This window comes from Kitasatospora sp. NPDC057965 (assembly GCF_042887135.1).
GTDB lineage: Bacteria > Actinomycetota > Actinomycetes > Streptomycetales > Streptomycetaceae > Kitasatospora.
Map to the genome: position 1 here is coordinate 1 of NZ_JBHVPZ010000028.1, position 26,409 is coordinate 26,409.

At 73.1% G+C, this 26,409-nt stretch carries 24 protein-coding genes and 5 tRNA genes; 20 read left to right on the top strand and 9 right to left on the bottom strand.

Annotated features, from left to right (window positions below):
• Positions 1 to 43: 43 nt before the first annotated feature.
• The 3 genes from ACFVVU_RS29745 to ACFVVU_RS29755 all read right to left on the bottom strand — a co-directional run bounded on the left by ACFVVU_RS29745 (position 44) and on the right by ACFVVU_RS29755 (position 4,822).
• Positions 44 to 469, bottom strand: a complete 426-nt coding sequence (locus ACFVVU_RS29745; protein WP_380688145.1) for a DUF742 domain-containing protein — start codon at positions 467 to 469, stop codon at positions 44 to 46.
• A 164-nt stretch (positions 470 to 633) separates the two neighbouring features.
• A complete protein-coding gene (locus ACFVVU_RS29750) occupies positions 634 to 1,047 on the bottom strand; it encodes a roadblock/LC7 domain-containing protein (protein ID WP_344345973.1) in 414 nt (137 codons plus the stop codon).
• A 10-nt stretch (positions 1,048 to 1,057) separates the two neighbouring features.
• Positions 1,058 to 4,822 carry a nitrate- and nitrite sensing domain-containing protein gene (locus tag ACFVVU_RS29755; RefSeq protein ID WP_387793353.1) on the bottom strand — a complete coding sequence of 1,255 codons (3,765 nt, stop codon included), beginning with the start codon at positions 4,820 to 4,822 and terminating at the stop codon, positions 1,058 to 1,060.
• A 685-nt stretch (positions 4,823 to 5,507) separates the two neighbouring features.
• Between ACFVVU_RS29755 and ACFVVU_RS29760 the strand changes: the two genes are divergently transcribed.
• From ACFVVU_RS29760 to ACFVVU_RS29795, 8 genes are all read left to right on the top strand, one after another.
• Complete coding sequence (locus ACFVVU_RS29760; RefSeq protein ID WP_380688140.1) at positions 5,508 to 5,726, top strand: hypothetical protein; 219 nt, start codon at positions 5,508 to 5,510, stop codon at positions 5,724 to 5,726.
• Positions 5,727 to 5,917: 191 nt separating this feature from the next.
• Entirely contained in the window at positions 5,918 to 6,718 is an 801-nt protein-coding gene (locus ACFVVU_RS29765; protein WP_380689958.1) for a fumarylacetoacetate hydrolase family protein, read from the top strand.
• The gene (gene gltX, locus ACFVVU_RS29770) at positions 6,711 to 8,207 is read left to right on the top strand and encodes a glutamate--tRNA ligase (protein WP_380689960.1); all 1,497 of its coding nucleotides are present in this window, start codon (positions 6,711 to 6,713) and stop codon (positions 8,205 to 8,207) included. Before ACFVVU_RS29765 ends, gltX begins: the two co-directional genes overlap by 8 nt.
• A gap of 227 nt (positions 8,208 to 8,434) precedes the next feature.
• Positions 8,435 to 8,506 (top strand) — tRNA-Gln (locus ACFVVU_RS29775).
• A 42-nt stretch (positions 8,507 to 8,548) separates the two neighbouring features.
• Positions 8,549 to 8,621, top strand: a tRNA-Glu gene (locus ACFVVU_RS29780).
• A gap of 27 nt (positions 8,622 to 8,648) precedes the next feature.
• A tRNA-Glu gene (locus ACFVVU_RS29785) sits at positions 8,649 to 8,721 on the top strand.
• A 26-nt stretch (positions 8,722 to 8,747) separates the two neighbouring features.
• Positions 8,748 to 8,820, top strand: a tRNA-Glu gene (locus tag ACFVVU_RS29790).
• A gap of 46 nt (positions 8,821 to 8,866) precedes the next feature.
• A tRNA-Gln gene (locus tag ACFVVU_RS29795) sits at positions 8,867 to 8,941 on the top strand.
• A 168-nt stretch (positions 8,942 to 9,109) separates the two neighbouring features.
• Here the strand turns inward: ACFVVU_RS29795 and ACFVVU_RS29800 are convergent.
• Complete coding sequence (locus ACFVVU_RS29800) at positions 9,110 to 9,823, bottom strand: IclR family transcriptional regulator (protein ID WP_030306825.1); 714 nt, start codon at positions 9,821 to 9,823, stop codon at positions 9,110 to 9,112.
• A 231-nt stretch (positions 9,824 to 10,054) separates the two neighbouring features.
• Here ACFVVU_RS29800 and leuC point away from each other — a divergent pair, with 231 nt between their 5' ends.
• The 4 genes from leuC (at position 10,055) to ACFVVU_RS29820 (ending at position 13,469) form a co-directional block, all read left to right on the top strand.
• Positions 10,055 to 11,476 carry a 3-isopropylmalate dehydratase large subunit gene (gene leuC, locus ACFVVU_RS29805; protein WP_380685771.1) on the top strand — a complete coding sequence of 474 codons (1,422 nt, stop codon included), beginning with the start codon at positions 10,055 to 10,057 and terminating at the stop codon, positions 11,474 to 11,476.
• Between the two features lie 5 nt (positions 11,477 to 11,481).
• Complete coding sequence (gene leuD, locus ACFVVU_RS29810; RefSeq protein ID WP_380685769.1) at positions 11,482 to 12,078, top strand: 3-isopropylmalate dehydratase small subunit; 597 nt, start codon at positions 11,482 to 11,484, stop codon at positions 12,076 to 12,078.
• 184 nt (positions 12,079 to 12,262) lie between these two features.
• Entirely contained in the window at positions 12,263 to 12,610 is a 348-nt protein-coding gene (locus tag ACFVVU_RS29815; protein WP_380685766.1) for a hypothetical protein, read from the top strand.
• A gap of 133 nt (positions 12,611 to 12,743) precedes the next feature.
• Positions 12,744 to 13,469, top strand: a complete 726-nt coding sequence (locus ACFVVU_RS29820) for an HU family DNA-binding protein (RefSeq protein ID WP_380685764.1) — start codon at positions 12,744 to 12,746, stop codon at positions 13,467 to 13,469.
• Positions 13,470 to 13,616: 147 nt separating this feature from the next.
• Here the strand turns inward: ACFVVU_RS29820 and ACFVVU_RS29825 are convergent, their stop codons facing one another.
• Both ACFVVU_RS29825 and cofC read right to left on the bottom strand, forming a co-directional pair.
• Positions 13,617 to 13,838 (bottom strand): hypothetical protein, encoded by a 222-nt coding sequence (locus ACFVVU_RS29825; protein ID WP_093860412.1) that lies wholly within the window; start codon positions 13,836 to 13,838, stop codon positions 13,617 to 13,619.
• A 42-nt stretch (positions 13,839 to 13,880) separates the two neighbouring features.
• Positions 13,881 to 14,582: a 2-phospho-L-lactate guanylyltransferase gene (gene cofC, locus ACFVVU_RS29830; protein ID WP_387793358.1), complete on the bottom strand. Its 702-nt coding sequence runs from the start codon at positions 14,580 to 14,582 to the stop codon at positions 13,881 to 13,883.
• A gap of 213 nt (positions 14,583 to 14,795) precedes the next feature.
• Here cofC and ACFVVU_RS29835 point away from each other — a divergent pair, with 213 nt between their 5' ends.
• The 3 genes from ACFVVU_RS29835 (at position 14,796) to ACFVVU_RS29845 (ending at position 17,840) form a co-directional block, all read left to right on the top strand.
• Positions 14,796 to 15,623 carry a lysophospholipid acyltransferase family protein gene (locus ACFVVU_RS29835; RefSeq protein ID WP_380685759.1) on the top strand — a complete coding sequence of 276 codons (828 nt, stop codon included), beginning with the start codon at positions 14,796 to 14,798 and terminating at the stop codon, positions 15,621 to 15,623.
• A complete protein-coding gene (locus ACFVVU_RS29840; protein WP_380685757.1) occupies positions 15,620 to 16,621 on the top strand; it encodes an NAD(P)H-dependent glycerol-3-phosphate dehydrogenase in 1,002 nt (333 codons plus the stop codon). Before ACFVVU_RS29835 ends, ACFVVU_RS29840 begins: the two co-directional genes overlap by 4 nt.
• A gap of 76 nt (positions 16,622 to 16,697) precedes the next feature.
• Positions 16,698 to 17,840 carry a D-alanine--D-alanine ligase family protein gene (locus ACFVVU_RS29845; RefSeq protein ID WP_380685755.1) on the top strand — a complete coding sequence of 381 codons (1,143 nt, stop codon included), beginning with the start codon at positions 16,698 to 16,700 and terminating at the stop codon, positions 17,838 to 17,840.
• Between the two features lie 68 nt (positions 17,841 to 17,908).
• Here ACFVVU_RS29845 and ACFVVU_RS29850 read toward each other — a convergent pair whose 3' ends face one another.
• Positions 17,909 to 18,427: a DUF3515 domain-containing protein gene (locus tag ACFVVU_RS29850; protein WP_380689206.1), complete on the bottom strand. Its 519-nt coding sequence runs from the start codon at positions 18,425 to 18,427 to the stop codon at positions 17,909 to 17,911.
• 20 nt (positions 18,428 to 18,447) lie between these two features.
• Entirely contained in the window at positions 18,448 to 18,681 is a 234-nt protein-coding gene (locus ACFVVU_RS29855) for an Lrp/AsnC family transcriptional regulator (protein ID WP_380689208.1), read from the bottom strand.
• 217 nt (positions 18,682 to 18,898) lie between these two features.
• Between ACFVVU_RS29855 and ACFVVU_RS29860 the strand changes: the two genes are divergently transcribed.
• The 3 genes from ACFVVU_RS29860 to thiD all read left to right on the top strand — a co-directional run bounded on the left by ACFVVU_RS29860 (position 18,899) and on the right by thiD (position 21,848).
• A complete protein-coding gene (locus ACFVVU_RS29860; protein ID WP_387793361.1) occupies positions 18,899 to 19,864 on the top strand; it encodes a thiamine-phosphate kinase in 966 nt (321 codons plus the stop codon).
• A 143-nt stretch (positions 19,865 to 20,007) separates the two neighbouring features.
• The gene (locus ACFVVU_RS29865) at positions 20,008 to 21,033 is read left to right on the top strand and encodes a 6-phosphofructokinase (protein WP_380689201.1); all 1,026 of its coding nucleotides are present in this window, start codon (positions 20,008 to 20,010) and stop codon (positions 21,031 to 21,033) included.
• Positions 21,034 to 21,050: 17 nt separating this feature from the next.
• Positions 21,051 to 21,848: a bifunctional hydroxymethylpyrimidine kinase/phosphomethylpyrimidine kinase gene (gene thiD / locus ACFVVU_RS29870; RefSeq protein WP_380689199.1), complete on the top strand. Its 798-nt coding sequence runs from the start codon at positions 21,051 to 21,053 to the stop codon at positions 21,846 to 21,848.
• 132 nt (positions 21,849 to 21,980) lie between these two features.
• Here the strand turns inward: thiD and rpmB are convergent, their stop codons facing one another.
• Entirely contained in the window at positions 21,981 to 22,166 is a 186-nt protein-coding gene (gene rpmB, locus ACFVVU_RS29875; RefSeq protein ID WP_073813963.1) for a 50S ribosomal protein L28, read from the bottom strand.
• Between the two features lie 301 nt (positions 22,167 to 22,467).
• On the opposite strand from rpmB, the gene ACFVVU_RS29880 reads away from it, so the two are divergent.
• Together ACFVVU_RS29880 and recG are read left to right on the top strand one after the other, a co-directional pair.
• On the top strand, positions 22,468 to 24,099 hold the full coding sequence (locus ACFVVU_RS29880) for a DAK2 domain-containing protein (protein ID WP_380715530.1): 1,632 nt from the start codon (positions 22,468 to 22,470) through the stop codon (positions 24,097 to 24,099).
• Between the two features lie 40 nt (positions 24,100 to 24,139).
• Positions 24,140 to 26,380, top strand: a complete 2,241-nt coding sequence (gene recG / locus ACFVVU_RS29885; protein WP_387793364.1) for an ATP-dependent DNA helicase RecG — start codon at positions 24,140 to 24,142, stop codon at positions 26,378 to 26,380.
• Positions 26,381 to 26,409 lie beyond the last annotated feature (29 nt).

Genomic DNA, 26,409 nt, shown 5'->3' on the forward strand with positions numbered 1-26,409 from the left:
GACGATCTTCGCGGAGGTGGTGGCGCGGGTGGGGGCGGCCGCGTTAGAGCTTGCGAAGTCCACTGAGGACCCTTTCGAGCAGCGTGACGTCGGGCGTTCCGCCCGACTCGCCCGCGGCGGCGGGCTGGTGGATGGCGACGAGACCGGCCTCGGCCAGGTCGGCCACGAGGATGCGGGCGACACCGAGCGGGACACCGGCCAGGGCGGAGATCTCCGCGATGGACTTGACCTCCCGGCAGAGGCTGACGATCCGGGCGTGTTCGGGCAGCAGGCCACCGGTGCGCTCGGCGGAGCCGGTGGTCGAGATCAGCGCCTCGATCGCGAGCTGGTACCGGGGCCGGGTGCGGCCTCCGGTCATCGCGTAGGGGCGGACCAGCGGCTGCTGCTCGTAGCCGTCGGACTGCTGCCCGCCGTAGCCGCTGCCGTACCCGCCGCCGTACTGGCCGGCGGGTGTCGAAGGCGGGGTCATGGGTCCTCCTTGTGCTGCAGCCTGGGGCAGCCGGTTCCAGCTGGGGCGATGCCAGCTGAGGCGAGATCAGCTGCCTGAGGGTAGCTGAGGGTGGAACGCCGGGTCCGGTCGGGTCGGAACCGGCGGGGAGGTGGGACGGGTGGGTGTACCGCTCAGGGGTGCACTCAGTGCAGGAGACTGCCCTGGAGTTCTGCGCGGAGTGCGGGGGTGAGGACGGCGCCGGCGCGGTCGACGAGCAGCGCCATCTCGTAGCCGACCAGGCCGATGTCGGAGTCGGGGGAGGCCAGGACGGCGAGCGCGGAGCCGTCGCTGATGGCCATCAGGAACAGGAAGCCGCGTTCCATCTCGACGACGGTCTGGTTGACCTCGCCGCCCTCGAAGATCCGGCTGGCGCCGGTGGTGAGGGAGGTGAGGCCGGAGGCGACGGCGGCGAGCTGGTCGGCGCGGTCGCGGGGGAATCCCTCGGACATGCACAGCAGGAGGCCGTCCGCGGAGACCACCACCGTGTGCGACACCCCGGGGGTGTTGTCCACGAAATTGGTGATCAGCCAGTTCAGGTTCTGTGCGGCCTGGCTCATCTGATTCAACTCAACGCTCCTGATGATCTGCGGCGTTGCCGTCGGTCCGGCCCCCGAAACTATCGAACCCGGGCTGCTGGGCACCATGGTGGAAACCGGCCTGGTTGCCCTGGCCCGGCGAACCCTGCGGACCCTGGCCCCGGTCGGCCTGCGGCTGGGCGCCCGGAGCCTGGCCGGCCGCCTGCTCGGCACCGGCCCGGCGGCCCTGCTGGATGCCGCGGCGCAGGTTGGTGAGCCGGCCGCGGACCTCCTCGGGCGCGCGGGACACCTGGGGGCCGGTCAGCGGGGACGCCTCGGCGGTGCCGGAGACCAGGTTGGCCTGCGGGGTGCGCCGGGGGAGGCCCGACATGGTGACCCCGCTGGTGGACGGCTCGCGGACCTGCTCGGCGCGGCGCCAGCGTTCGTCGTTGGCGGACGGGCGCCAAGGGGCGTCACCGGGCTGCGGCTGCTGGGCCTGCGGCTGCGGGTGCTGTGGCTGCTGCGGGGCCTGCTGCTGCGGCTGGGCCTGCTGCTGCCGGGGCTGCTGCGGCCGCTGCTGGGCCTGGGCGGCCTGCGGGGCGGCCGGCTGCTCCTGACGGCCCGGGGCCGTGGTGCCGGGGCGGCGCGGCTGGTACGGCCGGGGCCGGCTCTGCTGCTGGGCCGGCCGGCCCTCCTCGCCCGGCGCGCCGGCGTCGGACGGCCCGGTCGGCAGTGCCATCGGCTCCTGGCGGACGGGCTGCTGCTGCACCGGCTGCTGCGGGGCCTGCGGCCGGCCGCCCTGCTCCGGACGGCCCGGGTTCGGCACGGTCGGCAGCACCGGCTCCACCAGGCCGAGGCCCAGCGGGTCGCGCGGGTCGATGTCACTGGCCTCGAACCGGGGACGGGCGAACTGCTGGGTGCTCTCCCCCGGGGCGGGCTCGGCCGCGGGCAGCGGCGGGGCCGGCTGGACCTTCGGCAGCGGCTGGGTCTGCTGCTGGCGGTCGCCCGGCGCGGGCCGCTGCGGACGGCCGCCCTGGCCCTGCGGGCCCTGGGGGCCACCCTGCGGACCCTGCGGCGGACGGCCCTGGCCGGGGCGCTGACGCTGCGGCAGGCCCTCCTGCGGGCGCTCGCCGGGGCGGGCGCCCTGCGGCGCGCCCGGACGGCCCGACTGCTCGGCCCAGCCGTGCTGGGGCTGCTCGCCGCCGCGGGCGGCGGGGACGCCGTCGCCCTGCGGACGCTCCTGGCCGCGGCGGGGCAGGCCACCCGGGCCGCCCTGCTGCGGGGCACCCTGCTGGGGGCCGCCGGGCTGCTGGCCGCGGCGGGGCAGGCCGCCGGGGCCGCCCTGCTGCGGGCCCTGCCGGCCCGGGGTGCGCTGCGGCAGGCCGCCCTGCTGGTTCGGGGCCGGCTGCTTCGGGGCCTGGGAGTTCGGGCCCTGCTGGCCGGGAGCACCCGGACGGCCGCCCTGCGGCGCCGGGTTCTCGCGCAGCGACTGGCCGACCTGACGCGTCGGCAGACCGCCGCCCGCGCCGGGACCGCCCTGGCCGCTCTGGCCGTTCTGGCCGTTCTGAGCGCCCTGGCCGTTCTGACCGCCGGACGGACCGGGGCCGCCCTGGCCGAGCTGCGGCCGGGCCTGCGGGGCGCCGCCCGCCGGAGCCTGGCCGAGTGCCGCCGGACCGCCGGGGCGTCCGCCCGGGCCGGCCGGCACCTGGCGCTGCTGGCGCGGCGTCGGGGTGACCCCGCGCTGCTGCTTCGGCTGGCCGCTCTGGCCGACCTGGCCGCCCTGGCCGCCGGGACGGCCGGGGCCGCGCCGGTCGGCCGAGTTGGTGACGTCCACCGGGAGCATGACCAGCGCGGTGGTGCCACCGGAGTCGCTGGGACGCAGCTGGATGCGGATGCCGTGACGCAGGGACAGCCGGCCGACCACGAAGAGGCCCATGCGGCGGGAGACGGAGACGTCCACCGTCGGCGGGTTGGCGAGGCGCTCGTTGATCTCGGCGAGGTCGTCGGGGCTGAGGCCGATGCCGGTGTCGTGGATCTCGACGAGCACCCGGCCGTCCGGCAGCGCGTGGCCGGTGACCCGGACGCGGGTCTGCGGGCTGGAGAACGAGGTGGCGTTCTCCAGCAGCTCTGCGAGCAGGTGGACGAGGTCGTTGACGACGCGGCCGGCGACCTCGGCCGACGGCACGGCGGCGAGCTCGATGCGCTCGTACTGCTCCACCTCGGAGGCGGCGGCGCGCAGCACGTCGACCAGCGGGACGGGGCGGGTCCAGCGGCGGCCCGGGTCCTCACCGGCGAGGACGAGCAGGTTCTCGCCGTTGCGGCGCATGCGGGTCGCGAGGTGGTCCAGCTTGAAGAGGTTGGCCAGCTGGTCCGGGTCCGCCTCGCGGCTCTCCAGCTCGGAGATGAGCGACAGCTGGCGCTGGATGAGGCCCTGGCTGCGGCGCGAGAGGTTGGTGAACATCGCGTTGATGTTGCCGCGCAGGAGGGCCTGCTCGGCGGCGAGGCGGACGGCCTCGCTGTGCACCATGTCGAAGGCGTGGGCCACGTGGCCGATCTCGTCCGCGGAGTCGACGCCGACCGGCTCGACGGCGACGTCCACGTCGTGCGGGTCGGTCTCGGAGAGCGTCTTGACCAGCTCGGGCAGCCGGCGCTCGGCGACGTCCTCGGCCGCGGCCTGCAGCCGGGTCAGCGAGCGCACCATCGAGCGGGCGATCAGACCGGCGCCACCGAGGGCGACGAGCAGCACGAGCGCGACGGCGGCACCGATGATCAGGGCCTCGGTGTCGGCCTGGGACTGGAGCTCCTGGGCCTTTCCGTCGAGGTCCTCGATGAGCTTGGACTCGATCCGGCGCTCGGCGGCGATCTTGGCGGTGGACTGCTCGTACCAGTCCTTGTAGCTGACGACGTCGCCCTGGTGGATGCCGCCCTGCTGGAGGATCGAGCGCGCGTAGCGGTCGGCCGCGGCGACCACCGAGTTGTAGCTCAGCTGGCCGCGCAGGTTGTCCAGGTCGTGCGAGGTGTAGATGTTGTTGAAGCCGGTCAGCGCGTTGTCGTAGGACGACTTGAGCCGGATGCCGAAGGACTCGTCGCTCAGGCTGAGGTCCGGGCCGCCCGGGTTGGCGAGCGCGGCGCTGATCAGTGCGCGCTGCTGCGAGGTGGAGTTCTTGGCGAGCGAGAACTGCTGCAGGGCGCGGGTCGCGCGGACCAGCTCGCGGTTGTTGGACGCGAGCGCGATGTCCTGGGTGATCGACAGCAGGTCGCGGATGATCACGTCGTAGGCGGTGATCGTCGCCTGGATGTTCTGGTTGTTCTGGTACGGGTTGCCGCGGGCGTCGGAGACCGAGTTCAGGTCCTTGCGGATCTGGAAGAGCAGCGCCTTGCCGCCGGAGAGTTCGAGGTTCTCGAACTTGTCCGAGGACGCGGTGAAGGTGCGGCTGAGGTCGTCGGTGACCTTGCGGGCGGCGACGATGTCGTCGTCCAGCGGCGCGTTGGGCTTGGCGGTGATCGGGCCGGCGCTGACGTCCCGCTCGTTCTGCAGGGCGTTGGCGAGGTCGGTCGCCTTCTTGGCCAGGTCGGAGAGGTTGGCCATCTGGGCCAGCTGCTGCGAGGTTTCGAGCGAGGTCTGGATGCGCAGCCCACCGAGGACCAGCGCGACCAGCACCGGGAGTGCGAGCAGCGCGATCAGCTTGCTGCGGATCCGCCAGTTGCGCATGGCGAGGCGGCTCATGCCCTTGGCGCGTCGGCGGGTCAGGGAGCTGCGGAGCTTGCCGCGGGTCGACTTGCGCTCCTTGCCGTCCTCCTCCGGCCGGCCGATCACATCGGGTGCCGGTTCGGCCGGGCCGCCGGGGGCCGCCGCCTGCTGGGGGGCTGCCGCGGGCTCACGCGACTCCGGGTCACCCGCGGCGCCGCTACCCCTTTTGAAACGTCCCTGCACTGGCGTCGCAACCTCTGGACCGGGCGTCCCGCCGCGTCGCCGCGGTCTGGACGGTGTCGAGTTTCCATCCGCCCCCGGCCGGTCCGGGAGAGCGGGTCACCGGGGTGGACAGCTCCCTACCCACGGTCCGTGGCATTCCAGCACAGCCGGGGAATCCCAACAAGGGCGGACGGGGCACATCGGACGGCACTACTCACCGCGCGCGACAACTCACCGACTGTGTGGCAAACGGACCGGAATACCGCCTTTTTCGGACACTCGGCGGATACATGCCAAGCCGACCCGAGATCAACGTGATGGGTGGAGCTTCGGGTATGCCCGATATTTCCGATATGCCGGTAAAGGTCGATGAAGCGATATGTCGGATATCAGAGATATGTTCTGCGATTTGTGACGAAAATCACAGATGAATGTGTAGCTTTGGTCACGGTGACTGTGGAAAGAGATCCGTAACCTTGCTGTATCCGGCGCACGGCCCCGATCAGCCTGCCCAGAATCTCCCCGAATCACTCAGGCCGGTCGCCGATCGTGGTCGGTCGCCCGGCCGCGACCAAGAGGTGCTGACGAGATGTCCCAGGCGACGACCGCCCAGTCCACGCCGACCAGCCACTCCACGGCCAACCCGCGCCGGACGACGCTGGCCTCGGTCGAGGACTTCGGCCAGATTCCCGGCGCCCGCCGGGCCGAGGACGTCGCGACCTACGCGACCGAGCTGCCGGCCTCCACCGCCAACCCGCGCCGCACCCAGCTGACGACCGCCCCGGCGGTGAACGTCCCGCAGAACTGAGGCGTTCCGCGCACGCCGCGACAGGCGCCGTCACCCCGGTGACGGCGCCTGTTGTCGTGCGGCGGGCCAGGTCAGGGCCCACGCGATAGCCTGGGCAGCGATCGAGCGGGGCCGGGGCCGAAGGGGCCGCGGTTCCCGCCAGCGCCCGGGGCGCGCCCCGGACGTCCGTCGAAGCGAGGGGTAGCCCAGCCGTGCGCATTGCCAGGTTTTCCGTCCGGGAAGGGAGCCCTGCCGCCGGCAGCGTCTCCTTCGGTGTGGTCGAGGGCGACCCGGCCCGGCCCGAGTCGCTGGTGGTCCACGCCCTGGCCGGCCACCCGTTCGGCCAGCCCCAGCCGACCGGCGAGAGCTACCGCTTCCAGGACGTCCGGCTGCTCAGCCCGATGCTGCCCAACAAGATCGTCGCGGTCGGCCGCAACTACGCCGCGCACGCCGCCGAGCTGGGCAACGCCGTCCCGGACGTCCCGCTCACCTTCTTCAAGCCGTCCACCTCGGTGATCGGCCCGACCGAGAGCATCGCCTACCCGCCGTTCTCCTCGGACGTCCAGCACGAGGCCGAACTCGCCGTGGTGATCGGCCGGATGTGCCGCGAGGTGCCGCTGGAGCGGGTCCCCGAGGTGATCCTCGGCTACACCTGCGCCAACGACGTCACCGCGCGCGACGTCCAGCAGCGCGAGGGCCAGTGGGCCCGCGCCAAGGGCTTCGACACCGCCTGCCCGCTGGGCCCGTGGATCGAGACCGACCTCGACCCGTCGGACCTCGCCGTCACCTGCACGGTCAACGGCGAGCTCCGGCAGGCCGGCCGCACCTCGCAGATGGTCCGCTCGGTCGCCGAGCTGATCGTGCACATCTCCGAGGCCATGACGCTGCTGCCGGGCGACGTCGTCCTCACCGGCACGCCCGCCGGGGTGGGGCCGATCAACGTCGGCGACGAGGTCGCCGTCACCGTCGAGGGCATCGGCACCCTCGCCAACAAGGTGGTCAAGCGTGGCTGACGCGCCGGCCGTACGGGTGCGCTTCTGCCCGTCCCCGACCGGCAACCCGCACGTGGGCCTGGTCCGCACCGCGCTGTTCAACTGGGCCTTCGCCCGCCACCACGGCGGCACGCTGGTCTTCCGGATCGAGGACACCGACGCGGCCCGCGACTCCGAGGAGTCCTACGAGCAGCTGCTCGACGCGATGAAGTGGCTCGGCTTCGACTGGGACGAGGGGCCGGAGGTCGGCGGCCCGCACGCACCGTACCGCCAGTCCCAGCGGATGGACGTCTACGCGGACGTCGCCCGCCGGCTGCACGAGGCCGGCCACGCCTACCACTGCTACTGCTCCACCGAGGAGCTGGACGCCCGCCGCGAGGCGGCCCGCGCGGCCGGGAAGCCGTCGGGCTACGACGGTCACTGCCGCGACCTGACGGACGAGCAGGTCGCCGTTTACCGGCTGGAGCGGCGCGAGCCGATCCTGCGCTTCCGGATGCCGGACGCCACCATCGCCTTCGACGACCTGGTGCGCGGCACGCTCTCCTTCGAGCCGGAGAACGTCCCCGACTACGGCATCGTGCGGGCCAACGGGGCGCCGCTCTACACCCTGGTCAACCCGGTGGACGACGCCCTGATGGGCATCACCCACGTGCTGCGCGGCGAGGACCTGCTCTCCTCGACCCCGCGCCAGATCGCGCTCTACGCCGCGCTCGCCGACATCGGCGTCGGCGGCGGCGGCACCCCGCGCTTCGGCCACCTGCCGTACGTGATGGGCGAGGGCAACAAGAAGCTCTCCAAGCGCGACCCGCAGGCCTCGCTCAACCTCTACCGGGAGCGCGGCTTCATCCCCGAGGGCCTGCTCAACTACCTGTCGCTGCTGGGCTGGTCGCTCGCCGAGGACCGTGACGTCTTCACCGTGGACGAGCTGGTCGCGGCCTTCGACATCGGCAAGGTCAACGCCAACCCGGCCCGCTTCGACCTGAAGAAGTGCGAGGCGATCAACGCCGAGCACCTGCGCCGGCTGGCCCCGGAGGACTTCGTCCGCCGCCTGGTGCCCTATCTGCAGGCCCCGGGCCTGCTGCCGGCCGAGCCGAGCGACGCGCAGCTGGAGCTGCTGGCGAAGGTGGCGCCGCTCACCCAGGAGCGGATGGTGGTGCTCGGGGAGATCGTCGGCATGGCCGGCTTCCTGTTCGTGGCGCCCGAGGACTTCGCCGTGGACCCGGACGACGCCGCCAAGGTGCTCACCGCGGACGCCCGGCCGGTGCTGGAGGCGAGCGTCCGGGCGTTGGAGGAGCTCGGCGACTTCACCCCGGAGCCGATCCAGGCCGCGCTGCGCGGGGCACTGGTGGAGGGTCTGGGCATCAAGCCGAAGTTCGCCTTCACCCCGCTGCGGGTGGCGGTGACCGGCCGACGGGTCTCCCCGCCGCTGTTCGAGTCGATGGAGCTGCTCGGGCGCCCCGAGACGCTGCGCCGGCTGACGGCCGCGCTGGCGGCCCTCCCGGCGGCCTGAACCCGCCCGCGGGCCCGGTCACCGGCCGGGCCCGCGGCCTCCCGGGACGTCACCGGACGGCCCCCTGCCCGCTGCCTGGGGTTATCGATTTTGGAGCGGGGGCGGACGTCGGGTAATGTTCTTTCTGCGCCGCCCGGGAGGGCAACGGCGAGGGAGCGAAAGCCCCACGCCGGAGCCGGAGCGGGAGGCGCGAGCTGGAGTGCGGCCCGACAAGGGTTCAACTCCGGTGGGGTATGGTGTAATTGGCAGCACGAGTGATTCTGGTTCATTTAGTCTAGGTTCGAGTCCTGGTACCCCAGCGCAGTACCGCGGTCCATCCGGACCGTACAACTCAAGATCAAGCCCCCGTTGTGTAGCGGCCTAGCACGCTGCCCTCTCACGGCAGTAGCGCCGGTTCGAATCCGGTCGGGGGTACTGGTTCCGCAAGGAACCGCCTGGAAAGCCCCCGTTGTGTAGCGGCCTAGCACGCTGCCCTCTCACGGCAGTAGCGCCGGTTCGAATCCGGTCGGGGGTACTGATCTCGCAAGAGATCGACCAGGAGCCCCCGTTGTGTAGCGGCCTAGCACGCTGCCCTCTCACGGCAGTAGCGCCGGTTCGAATCCGGTCGGGGGTACCGAGGCAAGAAGCCGATGGGTCTGCTCATCGGCTGATTGCTTTGTTGGGGTATGGTGTAATTGGCAGCACGAGTGATTCTGGTTCATTTAGTCTAGGTTCGAGTCCTGGTACCCCAGCCAGATAAGGAAGGCCCCGGTTTCCCGGGGTCTTTTTCGTTTTCCCGGACCCGGGAATTCCACCGACCCGAAGGGCCCCGCTCGGCATCGAGCGGGGCCCTTCTCGGTCGTGCGGCGGGGGAGTGGGGGGAACGGGGGAGCGGATGGGGGAAGGAGCGAACGGGGTGGGGGTCAGCTGCGGCGCAGGGCCTCGGTGAGCCGGTTGGCGGCCTCGATGATGGCCTGCGCGTGCAGCCGGCCCGGGTGGCGGGTCAGGCGCTCGATCGGCCCGGAGACCGAGACGGCGGCCACGACGCGGTTGGAGGGGCCGCGGACCGGCGCGGAGACGGACGCCACGCCCGGCTCCCGCTCGCCGATCGACTGGGCCCAGCCGCGCCGCCGGACGCCGCTGAGCGCGGTGGCGGTGAACCGGGCGCCCTGCAGACCGCGGTGGAGCCGCTCGGGCTCCTCCCAGGCCAGCAGGACCTGGGCGGCCGAGCCGGCCTTCATCGGCAGGGTGCTGCCGACCGGGACGGTGTCCCGCAGGCCGGAGAGCCGCTCGGCGGCCGCGACGCAGATCCGCATCTCGCCCTGCCGGCGGTAGAGCTGTGCGCTCTCGCCGGTGACGTCGCGCAGGTGGGTCAGGACCGGGCCCGCGGTGGCGAGCAGCCGGTCCTCACCCGCCGCGGCGGAGAGTTCGGACAGGCGGGGACCGAGGATGAAACGTCCCTGCATGTCCCTGGTGACCAGGCGGTGGTGTTCGAGTGCGACGGCGAGTCTGTGGGCCGTGGGGCGCGCCAGACCGGTGGCGGCGACCAGCCCCGCCAACGTGGCGGGGCCCGACTCCAGTGCGCTCAGCACCAGAGCGGCCTTGTCGAGCACGCCGACGCCGCTAGAGTTGTCCATGCCCTAAGACTGCAGTCTCATTCCGCGAGACGCAAGTTCAATCTTCCGCGAAAAGCGCCACTCTGGATGCAGCAGCCCGGGAGAAGTCCAGGATGCGGCCCCGTCGAGGCGTCCGCATCGTGGACACCGATCCGGCGTGCAGGCCGCGCGACGCGGGCCGCACGGGGCGGCGACAGCTTTGACCTCGACGACACGAGAAGGCCGGCAACGCGGCCGGCTGGAGGGAACCCGATGGGACGGACACTCGCAGAGAAGGTCTGGGACGACCACGTCGTGCGGCGCGCGGAGGGCGAGCCCGACCTGCTCTTCATCGACCTGCACCTGCTCCACGAGGTGACCAGCCCGCAGGCCTTCGACGGCCTCCGGCTGGCCGGGCGCACGGTCCGCCGCACCGATCTCACGATCGCCACCGAGGACCACAACACCCCGACCCTGGACATCGACAAGCCGATCGCCGACCCGGTCTCCAGGGTCCAGCTGGAGACCCTGCGCAGGAACGCGGCCGAGTTCGGCGTCCGGATCCACTCGCTGGGCGACGTCGAGCAGGGCGTCGTGCACGTGGTCGGCCCGCAGCTGGGTCTGACCCAGCCCGGCACCACCGTGGTCTGTGGCGATTCCCACACCTCCACCCACGGCGCCTTCGGCGCGCTGGCCTTCGGCATCGGCACCAGCCAGGTCGAGCACGTGCTGGCCACCCAGACCCTGCCGCTGGCCCCGTTCCGGACCATGGCGATCACCGTCGAGGGCGAACTGCCCGAGGGCGTCACCGCCAAGGACCTGATCCTGGCGATCATCACGAGGATCGGCACCGGCGGCGGCCAGGGCTACGTCCTGGAGTACCGCGGTTCGGCGATCCGCGGCCTCTCCATGGAGGCCCGGATGACCGTCTGCAACATGTCCATCGAGGCGGGCGCCCGGGCCGGCATGATCGCCCCCGACGAGACCACCTTCGCGTACCTGAAGGGCCGCCCGCACGCCCCGCAGGGCGAGGACTGGGACGCCGCGGTCGAGTACTGGAAGACCCTGGGCACCGACGAGGACGCGGTCTTCGACCACGAGATCTTCATCGACGCCACCGAGCTGACCCCGTTCGTCACCTGGGGCACCAACCCGGGCCAGGGCGCCCCGCTCGGCGCCAGCGTGCCGGACCCGGCGTCCTTCGCCGACCCGCAGGAGCGGATCGCCGCCGAGAACGCCCTGGCGTACATGGGCCTGGAGGCCGGCACCCCGCTGCGCGAGGTCGCGGTCGACGCGGTCTTCGTCGGCTCCTGCACCAACGGCCGGATCGAGGACCTGCGCGCCGCCGCCGACCTGCTGCGCGGACGCCGGATCGCCGACGGCGTGCGGATGCTGGTCGTCCCCGGCTCCGTCCGGGTCGCCCTGCAGGCCGTCGAGGAGGGCCTGGACAAGGTGTTCACCGCCGCCGGCGCCGAATGGCGGCACGCGGGCTGCTCGATGTGCCTGGGCATGAACCCCGACCAGCTGGCCCCCGGCGAGCGCTGCGCCTCCACCTCGAACCGCAACTTCGAGGGCCGCCAGGGCAAGGGCGGGCGCACCCACCTGGTCTCGCCGCAGGTCGCCGCCGCGACCGCCGTCCTGGGCCGCCTGGCGGCCCCCGCCGATCTGGTGGCGGACGCCGCCGTGGAGGTCTGAGCAGCATGGAGAAGTTCACCACCCACACCGGCCGGGCCGTGCCGCTGCGCCGCAGCAACGTCGACACCGACCAGATCATCCCCGCCCACTGGCTCAAGAAGGTCACCCGTTCCGGTTTCGAGGGCGGGCTGTTCGAGGCCTGGCGCAAGGACGAGTCGTTCGTCCTGAACCGGCCCGAGCGCCAGGGCGCCACCGTCCTGGTGGCCGGCCCCGAGTTCGGCACCGGCTCCTCCCGCGAGCACGCCGTCTGGGCGCTGCAGAACTACGGCTTCCACGCGGTGATCTCCTCGCGCTTCGCCGACATCTTCCGCGGCAACTCGCTGAAGAACGGCCTGCTGACCGTGGTCCTCCCGCAGGAGACCGTCGAGCGGCTGTGGGAGCTCACCGAGGCCGACCCGACCGCCGAGATCACCGTCGACCTGGAGGCCCGCGAGGTGCGCGCCGAGGGCGTCACCGCGTCCTTCGAACTGGACGACAACGTGCGGTGGCGGCTGCTCAACGGCCTGGACGACATCAGCATCACACTGCGGAACGAGGCCGACATCGCCGCGTTCGAGGCCCGTCGCCCCTCGTTCAAGCCGCGTACCCTGCCGGTGGCCTGAGATCCCGTTCTGAACAAGCATTCTGACGAACCGCCGGATGGCCCGCTCCCCCCTCGGGGGGGCGGGCCATCCGCCGTTCCGGGGCGCGAGTTGTGCCCGCCCGCCGCCCCCGGATTGGGGATTCGGTTTTGCGACAGAGGGCCCCGCAGCATGCACAACTGCGCGTAGATGGCACAATCAGTGCATGCACCGGCACCATGAACCTCCGTACGCGGGCGGCGAACCCGCGTCACCGGAGTCCACGGGCCGGGGATCCGAACGCCGAATTGACGATCGGCCGGAGGCCGCAACCTCACCTGCTGAGGGGCCGGACGACCCGGAAGTCGCAGCGCTCTTCGCGCTTGTGGCCGAGCGGTTGAAGCAAGCTCACGACCGCGTGCATGCGCTGAACGTGTCTGCCGATGCAAAGACCGCTCTCACCCGTCAACTGCTCATCGTCACGGAGACCGCCAAGCGCGATCTTCCGGAGGCGGCGCGGCGGTTGAGTCGCTTTGTGCAGGACCTCGACGAGGGGCGCCCGCCCGTCGACTGAGGTCGCCGACGCGCAAATCCATTGCGACACTAGGGTGATTCGCGCGTTTGGTAATTGAAAGTCCGCAGATACATACCTAACGTGCGAAAAGAACGGATGGAATCATCCGGCGCCCGTTTCCGAAGGGGAAGACGTGAACAAGGCTCAGCTTGTCGAAGCGGTGGCCGAGCAGCTGGGCGGTCGCAAGGCTGCCGCAGAGGCCGTCGACGCAGTGCTCGACACCATGGTGCGCGCCGTCGTGGCCGGCGACCGCGTTTCGGTCACCGGTTTCGGCACCTTTGAGAAGGTCGAGCGCTCCGCGCGCTTCGCCCGCAACCCGCAGACCGGCGAGAAGGTCAAGGTCAAGAAGACCTCGGTGCCCCGCTTCCGTCCGGGCCAGGGCTTCAAGGACCTGGTCAGCGGCGCCAAGAAGCTGCCGAAGGAAGGCCCCTCGGTGAAGAAGGCCCCCAAGGGCTCCCTCACCCCGGGCAAGAGCGGCGTCGCCGCGACCCCGGCCGCCAAGCGGGCCGCCACCAAGCGTGCCGCCACGGCTGCCGCCGCTGCCGCCGCGACCCCGGCCAAGAAGGCCGCCGCCAAGAAGGCGACCGCCACCAAGGCCGCCGCCACCCCGGCGAAGAAGACCACGGCCGCCGCCAAGAAGGCGACCGCGACCAAGAAGACCACCACCGCCGCCGCGAAGAAGACCACCGCGACCGCGACCAAGAAGACCGCCGCGGCCGCCAAGAAGACGGCGACCACGGCTGCCGCCAAGAAGACCACCGCGACCGCCAAGAAGGCGACCGCCACGGCCAAGAAGACGGCGCCGGCGAAGAAGACCGCCACCCGCAAGACCACCGCGCGCAAGACCTCCGCCAAGTAGTCCCCGCGGGTCCTCGCCGGACGGCCTCCGAGAGCCGTGGCGTCGTCCTCTCCCCGGAATTCCGGGAAGGGCGGCACCACGGCTCTCCGCCTTTTCCGGGATTTCCCGGCGGCGGGACCGTTGACGGTGCGTGGCGGCGGCGCGGGGTCAGTCCGCGGCCGGGTCCGGGAAGGTCTGCAGTGTCAGGAAGACCACCCGGCGGGCCTCGCCGGCGCCCTCGGTGCGGATCCGCACCCGCTGGCCCGGGCGCAGCAGCCGCAGACCGCCGGCGTCGAAGGCGGCCGCGTCGAACGGCACCGGGGTCCCGTCGTCGAGCAGCACGGAGCCGGCCCGGGTGGCGGGGTCGAAGGTGAACGCGGTGGCCTGCATGGCAGCAGCATAGCGAGGGCCTCCGACAGCGGCCCCGTCGTCTCAGCGGGGCCGTCGCGGCGGCAGGTAGCCGAGCCGGGCCGCCAGCGCACGGGTGTGCGGGCCGACGCCGAGTGCCAGCGCCTGCGCCAGGTCCTCCCCGGTGTCGACGTCCCGGCGGACCGACTCGACGTCGGGCAGCCGCAGTTCACGGGCGCCGCCGGCCGCGTGCCGGGCCCGTGAGCCGTCCCCGAACGCGGGGGCGAGCGGGCTGCCCGGGGCGCAGGCCAGCAGGGTGGTGCCCAGCCCCGGGGCGTCCGGCAGGAAGGCCCGGCCGGTCGCGGGCACCGCGCCCAGCACCCGGCCCAGCTCGGCCGGGCGCAGCGCCGGCAGGTCCGCCGAGAGCGCGGCCAGCGGCGCGCGGGGCGCGAGGACCAGCGCGGCCGCCGCGCCGTGCGCCAGGGCCTCGTTGAGTCCGTCGCCGGGTTCGTCGTCGACCACCAGGGCGCCGAGCGCGGCCAGCCGGGCGCCGGCCGCGGTGTCCCGGGTGACCACCAGGACCCGGCCGACCCCCGCCGTGGCCAGCGCGGCGGTGACGGTGTCCAGGGCGAAGCAGAGTGCGAGGTCCGGGCGGTGCGGGCCGGCGAACGGGGCCAGCCGGGACTTGGCCCGGTCGAGCCGTTTGAGCGGCAGCACCAGCGACCAGCCGGCGGCGGGTGCGGGGGGCGCGACGGGCTCGCTGGGGCGTACGGTGTCCTGGGTCATCGGCGTCATTGTGACGCTGGTCCCGGAGCCCTCGCCAGGCCGTCCGAACTGTGCGGACGTGCGTTTGATCACGCCCGAGCGGCGGGTGGGCGGGGTTGCTCGACAGCCGGTGAGCGGTCGGGCGAGACTGTTCCGCGCCCGCGCCCCGAGAGGTCGTGGAAGCGAGATCGACCGCGGCACCCCAGCGTGCCGCCCGGATGAGGAGGACCTGGGGTGGCCCGCCGCTCGTACGCCAGCTTCGGCAACGCCGACTACGGCTTCTGGTACCGCTTCGCGGCCGTGCTGGTGAAGCCGGTGACGACCGCCCTGGTCAAGCCGGACTGGCGGGGCTGGGAGCACCTCCCGAAGGAGGGCGGCTTCATCGCCGCGGTCAACCACAACTCGATCATCGACCCCGTGGTGTACGCGCACTGGCAGTACAACAGCGGGCGGCCGCCGCGGATCCTGGGCAAGTCCTCGCTGTTCTCGGTCCCGTTCATCGGGTTCATGCTCCGCAAGACCGGCCAGATCCCGGTGTTCCGCGAGTCGACCGACGCGGCGCAGGCGTTCCGGGCCGCCATCGAGGCCGTCGACCGGGGCCAGTGCGTGCAGTTCTACCCGGAGGGCACGCTCACCCGGGACCCGGACCTGTGGCCGATGACCGGCAAGAGCGGCGTCGCCCGGGTGGCGCTGATGACCGGCGCGCCGGTCATCCCGGTCGCCCACTGGGGCGCCCACGAGATCATCCCGCCGTACGGCAGGGGCGGTTCGGGCAAGGGCAAGTTCAACCTCTTCCCGCGGCACCGGGTGACGGTGGCGGCCGGACCGGCCGTCGACCTCAGCAGGTACCAGGGGCAGGAGCTGACCGCCCAGGTGCTCAGGGACGCCACCGAGGACATCATGGCGGCGATCACCGCCGTGCTCGCCGACATCCGCGGCGAGGAACCGCCCGCCGAGCGGTACGACATGCGGGAGGCCGCCCGGAAGCGGGCCGCCGCCGCGGCGGCCCGGCGGCCCGACCGGGCCCGGGGCACCGACGAGAACGAGGAGGGCGTGAAGTGACCCGCTGCGCCGTGTTCGGCACCGGCTCCTGGGGCACCGCGTTCGCGATGATCCTCGCCGACGCCGGCTGCGAGGTGGCCCTCTGGGGCCGCCGCCAGGAGCTGGTGGACGCCATCAACGCCACCCACGCCAACCCGGACTACCTGCCCGGTCTGCGGCTCGCGGACTCGGTCCGGGCCACCACCGACCCCGCCGAGGCGCTGGCCGGGGCGGACTTCGCGGTGCTGGCGGTGCCCTCGCAGACGCTGCGCGCGAACCTGGCCGCCTGGGCGCCGCTGCTGGAGCCCCAGACCGTCCTGGTCAGCCTGATGAAGGGCATCGAACTCGGCACCGTCAAGCGGATGAGCGAGGTCGTGGCCGAGGTCGCCGGGGTCGGTCCGGAGCGGATCGCCGTGGTCAGCGGGCCGAACCTGGCCCCGGAGATCGCCAACCGGCAGCCGGCCGCCAGTGTGGTCGCCTGCACCGACGAGGCGGTCGCCAAGCGGTTCCAGGCGGCCTGCCACACGCCGTACTTCCGGCCGTACACCAATACCGACGTGATCGGCTGCGAGCTCGGCGGCGCGGTCAAGAACGTGATCGGCCTGGCGGTCGGCATGGCCGACGGCATGGGGCTGGGCGACAACACCAAGGCGACGCTGATGACCCGCGGGCTCGCCGAGACCACCCGGCTGGGGCTGGTGCTGGGCGCGGACCCGCACACCTTCGCCGGGCTGGCGGGCATGGGCGACCTGGTGGCGACCTGCTCCTCGCCGCTCTCCCGCAACCACACCTTCGGCACCAACCTGGGCCGGGGCATGTCGCTCGCCGAGACCATCGCGGCCACCCGACAGACCGCCGAGGGCGTCAAGTCCTGCGAGTCGGTGCTCGACCTGGCCCGGCGCAACGGCGTCGACATGCCGATCGTCGAGGCGGTGGTGGACGTCGTCCACCACGGCCGGCCCACCCAGGAGGCGCTGCGGGCGCTGATGTCCCGCTCGGCCAAGCCCGAGCGGCGCTAGGGCCCGTCTCGGGTCAGGGTCCGCCTCGGGTCGGTCGCGAGGAGGTCACGGGCCTCGGGGTACTCTCGGTCGCGATATGAGCATCGAACAGACCTCCCAGAACCCGTCCGCGAAGCCGCGGGTCGCCGTCGTGTTCGGCGGCCGCAGCTCCGAGCACGCCATCTCGGTCTCGACCGCGGGCAGCGTGCTGAAGGCGATCGACCGCGACAAGTACGAGGTGCTGCCGATCGGCATCACCCACGAGGGCCGCTGGGCGCTGGTCAGCGACGAGCCGGCCCGGATGGCCATCACCGACGGCCGGCTGCCGGACGTCGACCACGTCGCCGAGTCCACCGAGGGCCAGGTCGCGCTGCCGGTCGGCCCCGGCAGCCGCGAGGTGGTCTGGAGCGAGCCCGGCTCCGCGCCCAAGGTGCTCGGCGAGGTGGACGTGGTCTTCCCGCTGCTGCACGGGCCGTGGGGCGAGGACGGCACCCTGCAGGGCCTGTTGGAGCTCTCCGGGGTGCCCTACGTCGGCAACGGCGTGCTCGCCAGCGCCGCGGGCATGGACAAGGAGTTCACCAAGCGGCTGCTGGCCTCGCACGGCCTGGGCGTCGGGCGGTACACCGTGGTCCGGCCGCGCGAGTGGGAGAGCGAGGAGGGCCGCGCCGCCGTCCGCGAGCGCGCCTCGGTGCTGGGCCTGCCGCTGTTCGTGAAGCCCTGCCGGGCCGGCTCCAGCATGGGCATCACCAAGGTCAAGGACCTCTCCGACCTCGACGCCGCGATCGAGGAGGCCCGCCGGCACGACCCCAAGCTGATCATCGAGGCCGGTGTGTCCGGCCGCGAGATCGAGTGCGCGGTGCTGGAGTTCGAGGACGGCCCGCGGGCCAGCGTCCCGGCCGAGATCCTGGTCGGCGGCGACTACGAGTTCTACGACTTCGAGGCCAAGTACATCGACTCCTCCGAGGTCCGGATCCCGGCCGAGCTCTCCGCCGAGGAGACCGCCGAGATCCGCCGGCAGGCGATCGCCGCCTTCGAGGCGCTCGGCTGCGAGGGCCTGGCCCGGGTCGACTTCTTCCTGCTGGACGACGGCGGCTGGATGGTCAACGAGGTCAACACCATGCCCGGCTTCACCCCGATCTCGGCCTTCCCGAAGATGTGGGAGGCCAGCGGGCTGTCGTACCCGGAGCTGATCGACCGGCTGCTGCGGGCGGCGCTGCGCCGCCCGACCGGCCTGCGGTAACCGCGCGCGGACGGACGCAGGGCGGCCCCGGAGCCCCGGGACCGCCCTGCGCGTGCGTCGGGGCGCGGTCAGGGGATGTTGGCCTTGACCACGTCGGAGAGCGCGGCGGCGGCGTCCAGCGGGTTGGCGGCGGCCCCGCCGGGGACAGTCACCTCGACGAAGGCGGCGCGCTGGGTGGCGGTGAACCGGTAGCCGCCGTCGGAGAGCTGCTCCGGCCACCAGGTGACGTCGTTGACGGTCGGCGAGATCTCCGCCTGCTTCTCGTCGACCAGCCCCTCGGGGTGCGGCACGCCGCAGCGCAGCACGATCCGCGGCGAGGCGGCCCAGGCGGCGACGTACGGGGAGGCCGGGTCCGGGTCCTTGCGGGCGTGGCCGAGGAGTTCCTGCGGCAGGGCGGCGGCGAGGGCCCGGCAGTACTGAGCGGCCTTGCCCCGGGGCTCGGGCGTCTCGACCTTGGGTTCGACGGGCGCGCTCCAGCTGCCGATCAGCACCACGACCGTGCAGGCGAGCGCGGTCGGCACCGCCAGCCACCGGACGGGGGCCGGCAGTGCCGCGAGGAAGCGGGGGGCTCGGAGTTGTCGGGTCACCCGCCGATGGTAAGCGCGTCTTACAGATGGACGACGGGACAGGTGAGGGTTCGGGTGATGCCCTCGATCTGCTGGACCTTCGCGACCACCAGACGACCGAGATCGTCCACCGTGTCCGCCTCGGCCCGGACGATCACGTCGTACGGGCCGGTGACGTCCTCGGCCTGGATGACTCCGGGGATCTTGGAGATGGACTCGGCAACGGCGCTGGCCTTGCCGACCTCGGTCTGAATCAGGATGTAGGCCTGTACCACGGGGACCTCCCGGCGGCTGGGTTCGGGGATCACCGCCGTGATCGCCCGGTGGGGCGCGGGGTGGGGGAACGGGGTCACGGCAGACTGATCACCACGCTACCTCCCGGCGGGCCGGGGAGGGGAGACCCGTGCGCCCCCGAAGGGCGTACGCTGCGCGCGGAGGCGGCGTGACCGCAGGACGTACGCGCCCGGCCGGGCGCAACCGAGAGGACGGCAGATGCAGGGGACCGTGGGCGAGCTCGGCGAGTTCGGACTCATCAGGGAGCTGACCGCCCGGGTACCGCTCACCGACGCGGTCGACCTCGGCCCGGGTGACGACGCGGCCGTGGTGAAGGCCCCGGACGGCCGCGTGGTGGCCACCACGGACGTGCTGATCGAGAACCGGCACTTCCGCCGGGACTGGTCCACCGCCTACGACGTGGGCCGCAAGGCGGCCGCGCAGAACCTCGCCGACGTGGCCGCGATGGGCGCGGTGCCGACCGCGCTGCTGCTGGGCCTGGTCGCGCCGGCGGACCTGCCGACCACCTGGGCCACCGAGCTGATGGACGGGCTGCGGGACGAGTGCCAGGTGGCCGGAGCGACGGTGGTCGGCGGGGACGTGGCGCGCGGGGACACCATCACGCTGGCCATCACGGCGCTCGGGGACCTCCAGGGGCGCGCGCCGGTGACGCGCGCCGGTGCCCAGGTGGGTGATGTGGTCGCGGTCACCGGCTGGCTCGGCTGGTCGGCGGCCGGCCTGACGGTGCTGCAGCGCGGCTTCCGCTCGCCGCGGGCCTTCGTCGAGGCGCACCGCCGTCCGGAGCCGCCGTACCACGCGGGCCCGGCCGGGGCGGGGCTGGGCGCCACCTCGATGATCGACGTGAGTGACGGGCTGGTCGCCGACCTCGGGCACGTGGCCGGGGCGAGCGGGGTGGACATCGACCTGCGGGCGGCCGACTTCGATGTGCCGGCGCAGATGGCGGACATCGGCCAGGCGGTCGGGGTCGACCCGCTGGTCTGGGTGCTGTCCGGCGGCGAGGACCACGCGATCGTCGCGACCTTCCCGCGCGGGGTCCAACTGCCCGCCCGCTGGCGGGTGGTGGGCGAGGTCGTCGGCCGGGCGCGGGCGGCCCGCGGCGGCCGGGTGACGGTGGACGGCGAGGCCTGGGACCGGGTCGGCGGCTGGGACCACTTCGCGGAGTGACAACCGGCCCGCGCCGGGCGGTGGCTGGCGGCCGCCCGGCCGGTGAGTGCGTAGGCTTGGCCCACGGCCCGGCCGCCCTTTCTTCACGCGGGTGGTCTGGACCATTATGGTCTGAACCACTTCGAGCGGGAGAGTCCACCACCATGCGAATCGGAGTCCTGACCAGCGGCGGCGACTGCCCCGGCCTGAACGCGGTGATCCGTTCCGTGGTGCACCGGGGCACCGATGTGCACGGCGACGAGATCGTCGGCATCGAGGACGGCTTCCTCGGCCTCATCGAGGGCCGCACCCGCCCCGTTTCGCACGACGACGTCACCGGCCTGCTCACCCTCGGCGGCACCATCCTCGGCTCGGCCCGGGTGCAGCGCGAGCGGATCCAGTGGGCGGTGGAGAACGCCAAGACCCTCGCGCGGGACATCGGCATCGACGCGCTGATCGCCATCGGCGGCGAGGGCACCCTCACCGCCGCCCGGATGTTCAGCGAGGCCGGACTGCCGGTGGTCGGCGTCCCGAAGACCATCGACAACGACATCGACGCCACCGACGTCACCTTCGGCTTCGACACCGCGGTGCACGTCGCCACCGAGGCGATCGACCGGCTCAAGACCACCGCCGAGTCCCACCAGCGCGTCATGGTGGTGGAATTGATGGGCCGTCACACCGGCTGGATCACCCTCACGGCCGGCATGGCGGGCGGCGCGCACGGCATCCTGATCCCGGAGAAGCCGTTCGACATCGAGGCGGTGGCCCGGATGGTCGAGGACCGGTTCGCCCGCGGCAAGAAGTTCGCCATCATCGCCGTCGCCGAGGGGGCCTCCCCGATGCCCGGCACCATGCGCTTCGACCACGGCGAGGTGGACCGGTTCGGGCACCGGACCTTCGGCGGGATCGGCAACCGCCTCGCCCACGAGCTGGAGAACCTGCTCGGCAAGGAGGCCCGCCCGGTCATCCTCGGCCACGTCCAGCGCGGCGGCACCCCCACCGCCCGGGACCGGGTGCTCGCCACCCGGTTCGGCTGGCACGCCGTGGAGGCCGTCCACCGGGGCGAGTTCGGCCACTTCACCGCGCTGCGACGCAACGACATCCGAATGGTGCCGATCGCCGACGCGGTGACCGTGCTCAAGACCGTCCCCGAGGACCACTGGGTGGAGTCCGAGGCGGTGCTGTGACCGCGTAGGTTGGGCGCATGTCTTCCACCGCACCTCCCCGCGTTCTCACGGTCGCCGGCTCGGACTCCGGCGGCGGCGCCGGCATCCAGGCCGACCTCAAGGCGATGCTCGCCCTCGGCGTGCACGGCATGAGCGTGATCACCGCCGTGACCGCGCAGAACTCGCTCGGCGTCCAGGGTTACTGGGAGCTGCCCGCCGAGGCCGTCCGCGCCCAGTTCCGCAGCGTGGTCGACGACATCGGCGTCCAGGCCGTGAAGACCGGCATGCTCGCCTCGATCGAGCTGGTCGAGACCGTCTCCGAGCTGCTGGCCGGGGTCGGCGCCCCGGTCGTCGTCGACCCGGTCGGCGTCTCCAAGCACGGTGACGCGCTGCTCGCCGCCGAGGCCGTCGCCACCGTCCGGGAGAGGCTGCTCCCGGTCGCCACCCTCGCCACGCCCAACCTGCACGAGGTGACGCAGCTCACCGGCCGGGTGGTCGAGGACGAGGCGCAGATGCTGGACGCCGCGAAGGCGCTGCTCGACCTCGGGCCGCGATGGGTGCTGGTCAAGGGCGGGCACCTGTCCGGCGAGGCGGCCGACCTGCTGTACGGCGGGGCCGGCGAGGAGCACTGGTACCGGGCGCCGCGCTACGACAACCGGCACACCCACGGCACCGGCTGCACCCTGGCCAGCGCGATCGCCGCCGGCCTGGCCAAGGGCGAGGCGCTGCCCGAGGCGGTGGCCTCGGCGAAGGAGTACATCACCGGCGCGATCGCCGGCGGCTTCGCGCTCGGCGCCGGCATCGGACCGGTCGACCACGCCTGGCGCTGGCGCTGAGGCGCCGGAAAACGCCTGTGGGCGGGCCCGAGGGCCCGCCCACATCGGGTCGGTCGCATGCCGGAACAACAGAAAGCCGGTTCACCCGAGGATGAACCGACTCACTGGAGGACCGGCATACCGGTCTGCGCGTCAGCGCGAGACCTTACCGGCCTTGATGCACGAGGTGCAGACGTTGAGCCGCTTCGGCGTCCGCCCAACCACAGCGCGCACCGTCTGGATGTTGGGGTTCCAGCGACGGGGGGTACGGCGGTGCGAGTGGGAGATGCTGTTGCCGAAGCCCGGCCCCTTGCCGCAGACGTCGCAGTTGGCAGCCACAGGAGTCACTCCAAGACTTCAGATCATTTACATGAGACAACCCCGCCAGACCAGCGGAGCACTCACGTGAACCGAACCGGACCAAGGGGCGAGCCTGAACCTGTTCCAGGCAACCGGAAGAGCATACAACGCTTGCTTCCGTTCAACGAAACTACCATGACCGGCCAGGTGATCGCTCCGGTCGCCGTGTCCGCCGCCGCCTCCCCGCCCCCGATAACCTGCCGTTACGACCCCTCGCCACCGCCTGAAGGTGTTGCCGCCCCTCAGGCCGTCACGGCGTCCCATCTCCGGAGGAGACCTGGTGCTGCACACGCTCGACGCCCCGGCCGTGCGCAGCTGGTGCCAACTGGCGCTGCGCGCGCTCGGCCAGGCCCGCGAGGAGATCGACGCACTCAACGTCTACCCCGTCCCGGACGGCGACACCGGCACCAACCTGTACCTGACCGTGGAGTCGGCGGCCGCCGAGGTGGAGAGCCGTTTCGCCGACCCGGGCCCCGGTCCGGCGCCCGGCCTGGCCGAGACCGCCCGGGCGATGGCCCGCGGCGCCCTGGTCGGCGCCCGCGGCAACTCCGGGGTGATCCTCGCCCAGTGGCTGCGCGGCGCCGCCGAGAGGCTCGCCGACGGCGGCGGCGCCGACCAGCTGCGGGCCGCCCTCCAGCGGGCCGCCGACGCCGCCTACCAGGCCGTCGCCGAACCGGTCGAGGGCACCCTGCTGACCGTCGCCAGGATCGCCGCCCGGGAGGCCGGCCGGGCCGGCGACGGGCTCGGGCAGGTCGCCGAGGCCGCCCACCGGGCCGCCCGCGACGCACTGCGGCAGACCCCCCGGCAGCTCGCCGTGCTCGCCGAGAACGGGGTGGTGGACGCCGGCGGCCGCGGTCTGGTCGCCGTCCTCGGGGCGCTCGCCGACGCGGTGGCCGGCCACCAGCCGATGGGGCCGGTCGCGCTGCGGGGCGACGTCCGGTCCGTGGCGAGCTGCGAGGCGCACGTGCGCCCGCCCGGCCCCGGGCACCCCGCGTTCGAGGTGATCTACCTGCTGGACGCACCCGACGAGGCGCTGCCGGTGCTGCGGACGCGGCTCGGCGAACTCGGCGACTCGCTGGTGGTCGGCGGCGGCGACGGTCTGTGGAACGTGCACGTCCACGTCGACGACGCGGGCGCCGCGGTGGAGGCCGGGGTCGAGGCCGGGCGCCCGCACCAGATCCGGATCACCCACTTCGCCGAGGCGGCCGCCCGCTCCGGCGCCGCCGCCGACCGCGGCGAGCCCGAGCGGCCGGCCCGGGCGGTGCTCTCGGTGGTCTCCGGCGCGGGCCTCGCCGAACTCTGCGAACAGGCCGGCGGGGTCGTCCTGCACGCCGAGCCCGGCCGTCCGCCGGCCAGCGCCGAGCTCGCCGCCGCGGTGCGCCGGGCCGCCGCCCGCGAGGTGGTGCTGCTGCTCAACGACCCCGAACTGCGGGCCGCCGCCGGGGCCGCCGCCGACCAGCTGCGCGAGGAGGGCGTGCGGATCGCCGTGCTGCCCACCCGCTCGCCGGTCCAGGGCCTGGCCGCGCTCGCCGTGCACGAGGCCGGGCGGCGCTTCGATGAGGACGTGGTCGCCATGACCTCAGCGGCCGGCGCCACCCGGTACGCCGAACTGGCGGTCGCCGAGGGCGAGTCCTGGACCATGGCCGGGGTCTGCCAGGCCGGCGACGTGCTCGGCCTGATCGACGGGGACGTCGCGGTGATCGGTGCCGGCCTCGCCGAGGTCGGCGCGAGCGTGCTGGACCGGATGCTCGGCGGGGGCGGCGAACTGGTCACCCTGGTCCTCGGCGAGGGCGCCCCCGAGGGCCTCGCCGAGGACCTCGTCGCCCATGCCCGGCACAGCCGGCCCGAGGTGGACGCGGTGGTCTTCCACGGCGGCCAGGAGTCGGCGCCGCTGCTGATCGGCGTGGAGTGAGCGCCCGGATTGTCGGTCCGGTGGTGTAAACAGGGGCCTGATGGGCGCTCTCGATGAACCACTGACCAAGCTCGTCGGCGACCGGACCGCCAAGGTGCTCGCCGACAGCCTCAAGCTGCGCACGGTCGGGGACCTGCTGCACCACTATCCGCGCCGGTACGTCGAACGCGGCCAGCTCACCAGTCTGGACGAGCTGGAGATCGACGAGCACGTCACCGTGCTGGCCCGGATCGAGAAGGTCACCCTGATCCCCTTCCGCGGCCGCAAGGGCGACCGCCTGGAGGTGGTGGTCACCGACGGCCGCAGCCGGCTCTCGCTGGTCTTCTTCAACCAGGGCTGGCGCCAGAAGGAGCTGCGGCCCGGGACGCAGGGCCTGTTCGCGGGCAAGGTCGGGGTGTTCAACCGGGCCCGCCAACTGGCCTCGCCCGACTACCAGCTGCTCGACGAGGCGGACGGCGACAACGCCGCGGCGCAGTTCGCCGGACGGCTGATCCCGGTCTACCCGGCCAGCGCCCAGATGCCCAGCTGGAAGCTCTCGCTCTGCGTGGAGACGGCGCTCACCAAGCACCTGTCCGACGTCGGCGAGCCGCTGCCCGCCGAACTGCGCGAGCGGCACGGGCTGATCGGGCTGCCCGAGGCACTCGAACTGATCCACCGGCCGCGCCACCAGGCCGACCGCGAACGCGCCCAGGAACGGCTGCGCTGGGACGAGGCGTTCGTCCTGCAGGTGGCCCTCGCCCAGCGCCGGGCCGCCGACTCCGCGCTGCCCGCCAAGCCGCGCGAGGCGCGTCCGGACGGCCTGCTGGACGCCTTCGACGCCCGGCTGCCGTTCACCCTGACCGAGGGCCAGCGGAAGGTGGCCGCCGAGATCGCCGCCGACCTCGCGAGCGACCACCCGATGCACCGCCTGCTGCAGGGCGAGGTCGGCTCCGGCAAGACCATGGTGGCGCTGCGCGCCATGCTCGCCGTGGTCGACGCCGGCGGGCAGGCGGTGCTGCTGGCGCCCACCGAGGTGCTCGCCCAGCAGCACCACCGCTCCGTCGTCGAGATGATGGGCGACCTCGCCGAGGGCGGCCTGCTCGGCGGGTCCGACCTGGGCACCCGGGTGGTGCTGCTCACCGGGTCGATGGGCGTCCCGGCCCGGCGCCAGGCGCTGCTCGACATGGCCTGCGGGGACGCCGGCATCGCGATCGGCACCCACGCGCTGATCGAGGACAAGGTGCAGTTCCAGGACCTCGGCCTGGTGGTGGTCGACGAGCAGCACCGCTTCGGCGTCGAGCAGCGGGACGCGCTGCGCGCCAAGGGCGAGCAGCCGCCGCACCTGCTGGTGATGACGGCCACCCCGATCCCGCGCACGGTCGCGATGACCGTCTTCGGGGACCTGGAGACCTCCGTCCTGGACCAGCTGCCGGCCGGCCGCTCGCCGATCTCCACCCATGTGGTGCCGGCCGTCGAGAAGCCCAACTTCCTGACCCGCGCCTGGGAGCGGGTCCGCGAGGAGGTGTCCAAGGGCCACCAGGCGTACGTGGTCTGCCCGCGGATCGGCGACGAGGAGCCCGACGGGCCGAAGGGCGGCAAGGGCGCGAAGCGCGGGCGCCGGGCCGAGGACCTGGAGGAGCTGCTGGACGACGCGCCCGACGAGGGCGCCGCGGCCGAGGGCGACCGGCGGCCCCCGCTGTCGGTCGTGGAGACCGCCGCCCGGCTGACCGGCGGCCCGCTGGCCGGGCTGCGGGTGGAGATCCTGCACGGGCGGCTCGCCCCGGAGGCCAAGGACGAGGTGATGCGCCGGTTCGCGGCCGGCGAGGTGGACGTGCTGGTCGCCACCACGGTGATCGAGGTCGGCGTCAACGTCCCCAACTCCACCGCGATGGTGATCATGGACGCGGACCGGTTCGGCGTCTCCCAGCTGCACCAGCTGCGCGGCCGGGTCGGCCGCGGCTCCGCCCCCGGACTCTGCCTGCTGGTCACCGACATGCCGGCGGCCAGCGCCGCCCGCGCCCGGCTGGACGCGGTGGCGGGCACCCTGGACGGCTTCCAGCTGTCCCGGATCGACCTCGAACAGCGCCGCGAGGGCGATGTGCTGGGCCAGGCGCAGTCCGGTGTGAAGTCCTCGCTCAAGGTGCTCTCGGTGCTGGAGGACGAGGAGGTCATCGTCACCGCCCGGGCCGAGGCCACCCGGCTGGTCGCCGAGGACCCGGACCTCGCCGCCCACCCGGACCTGCGCACCGTCCTGGAGAGCCTGCTCGACGAGGACCGCGCGGCCTACATGGAGAAGGGCTGAGGAGCCCTTCGGCCGGGCCCGATTGTCAG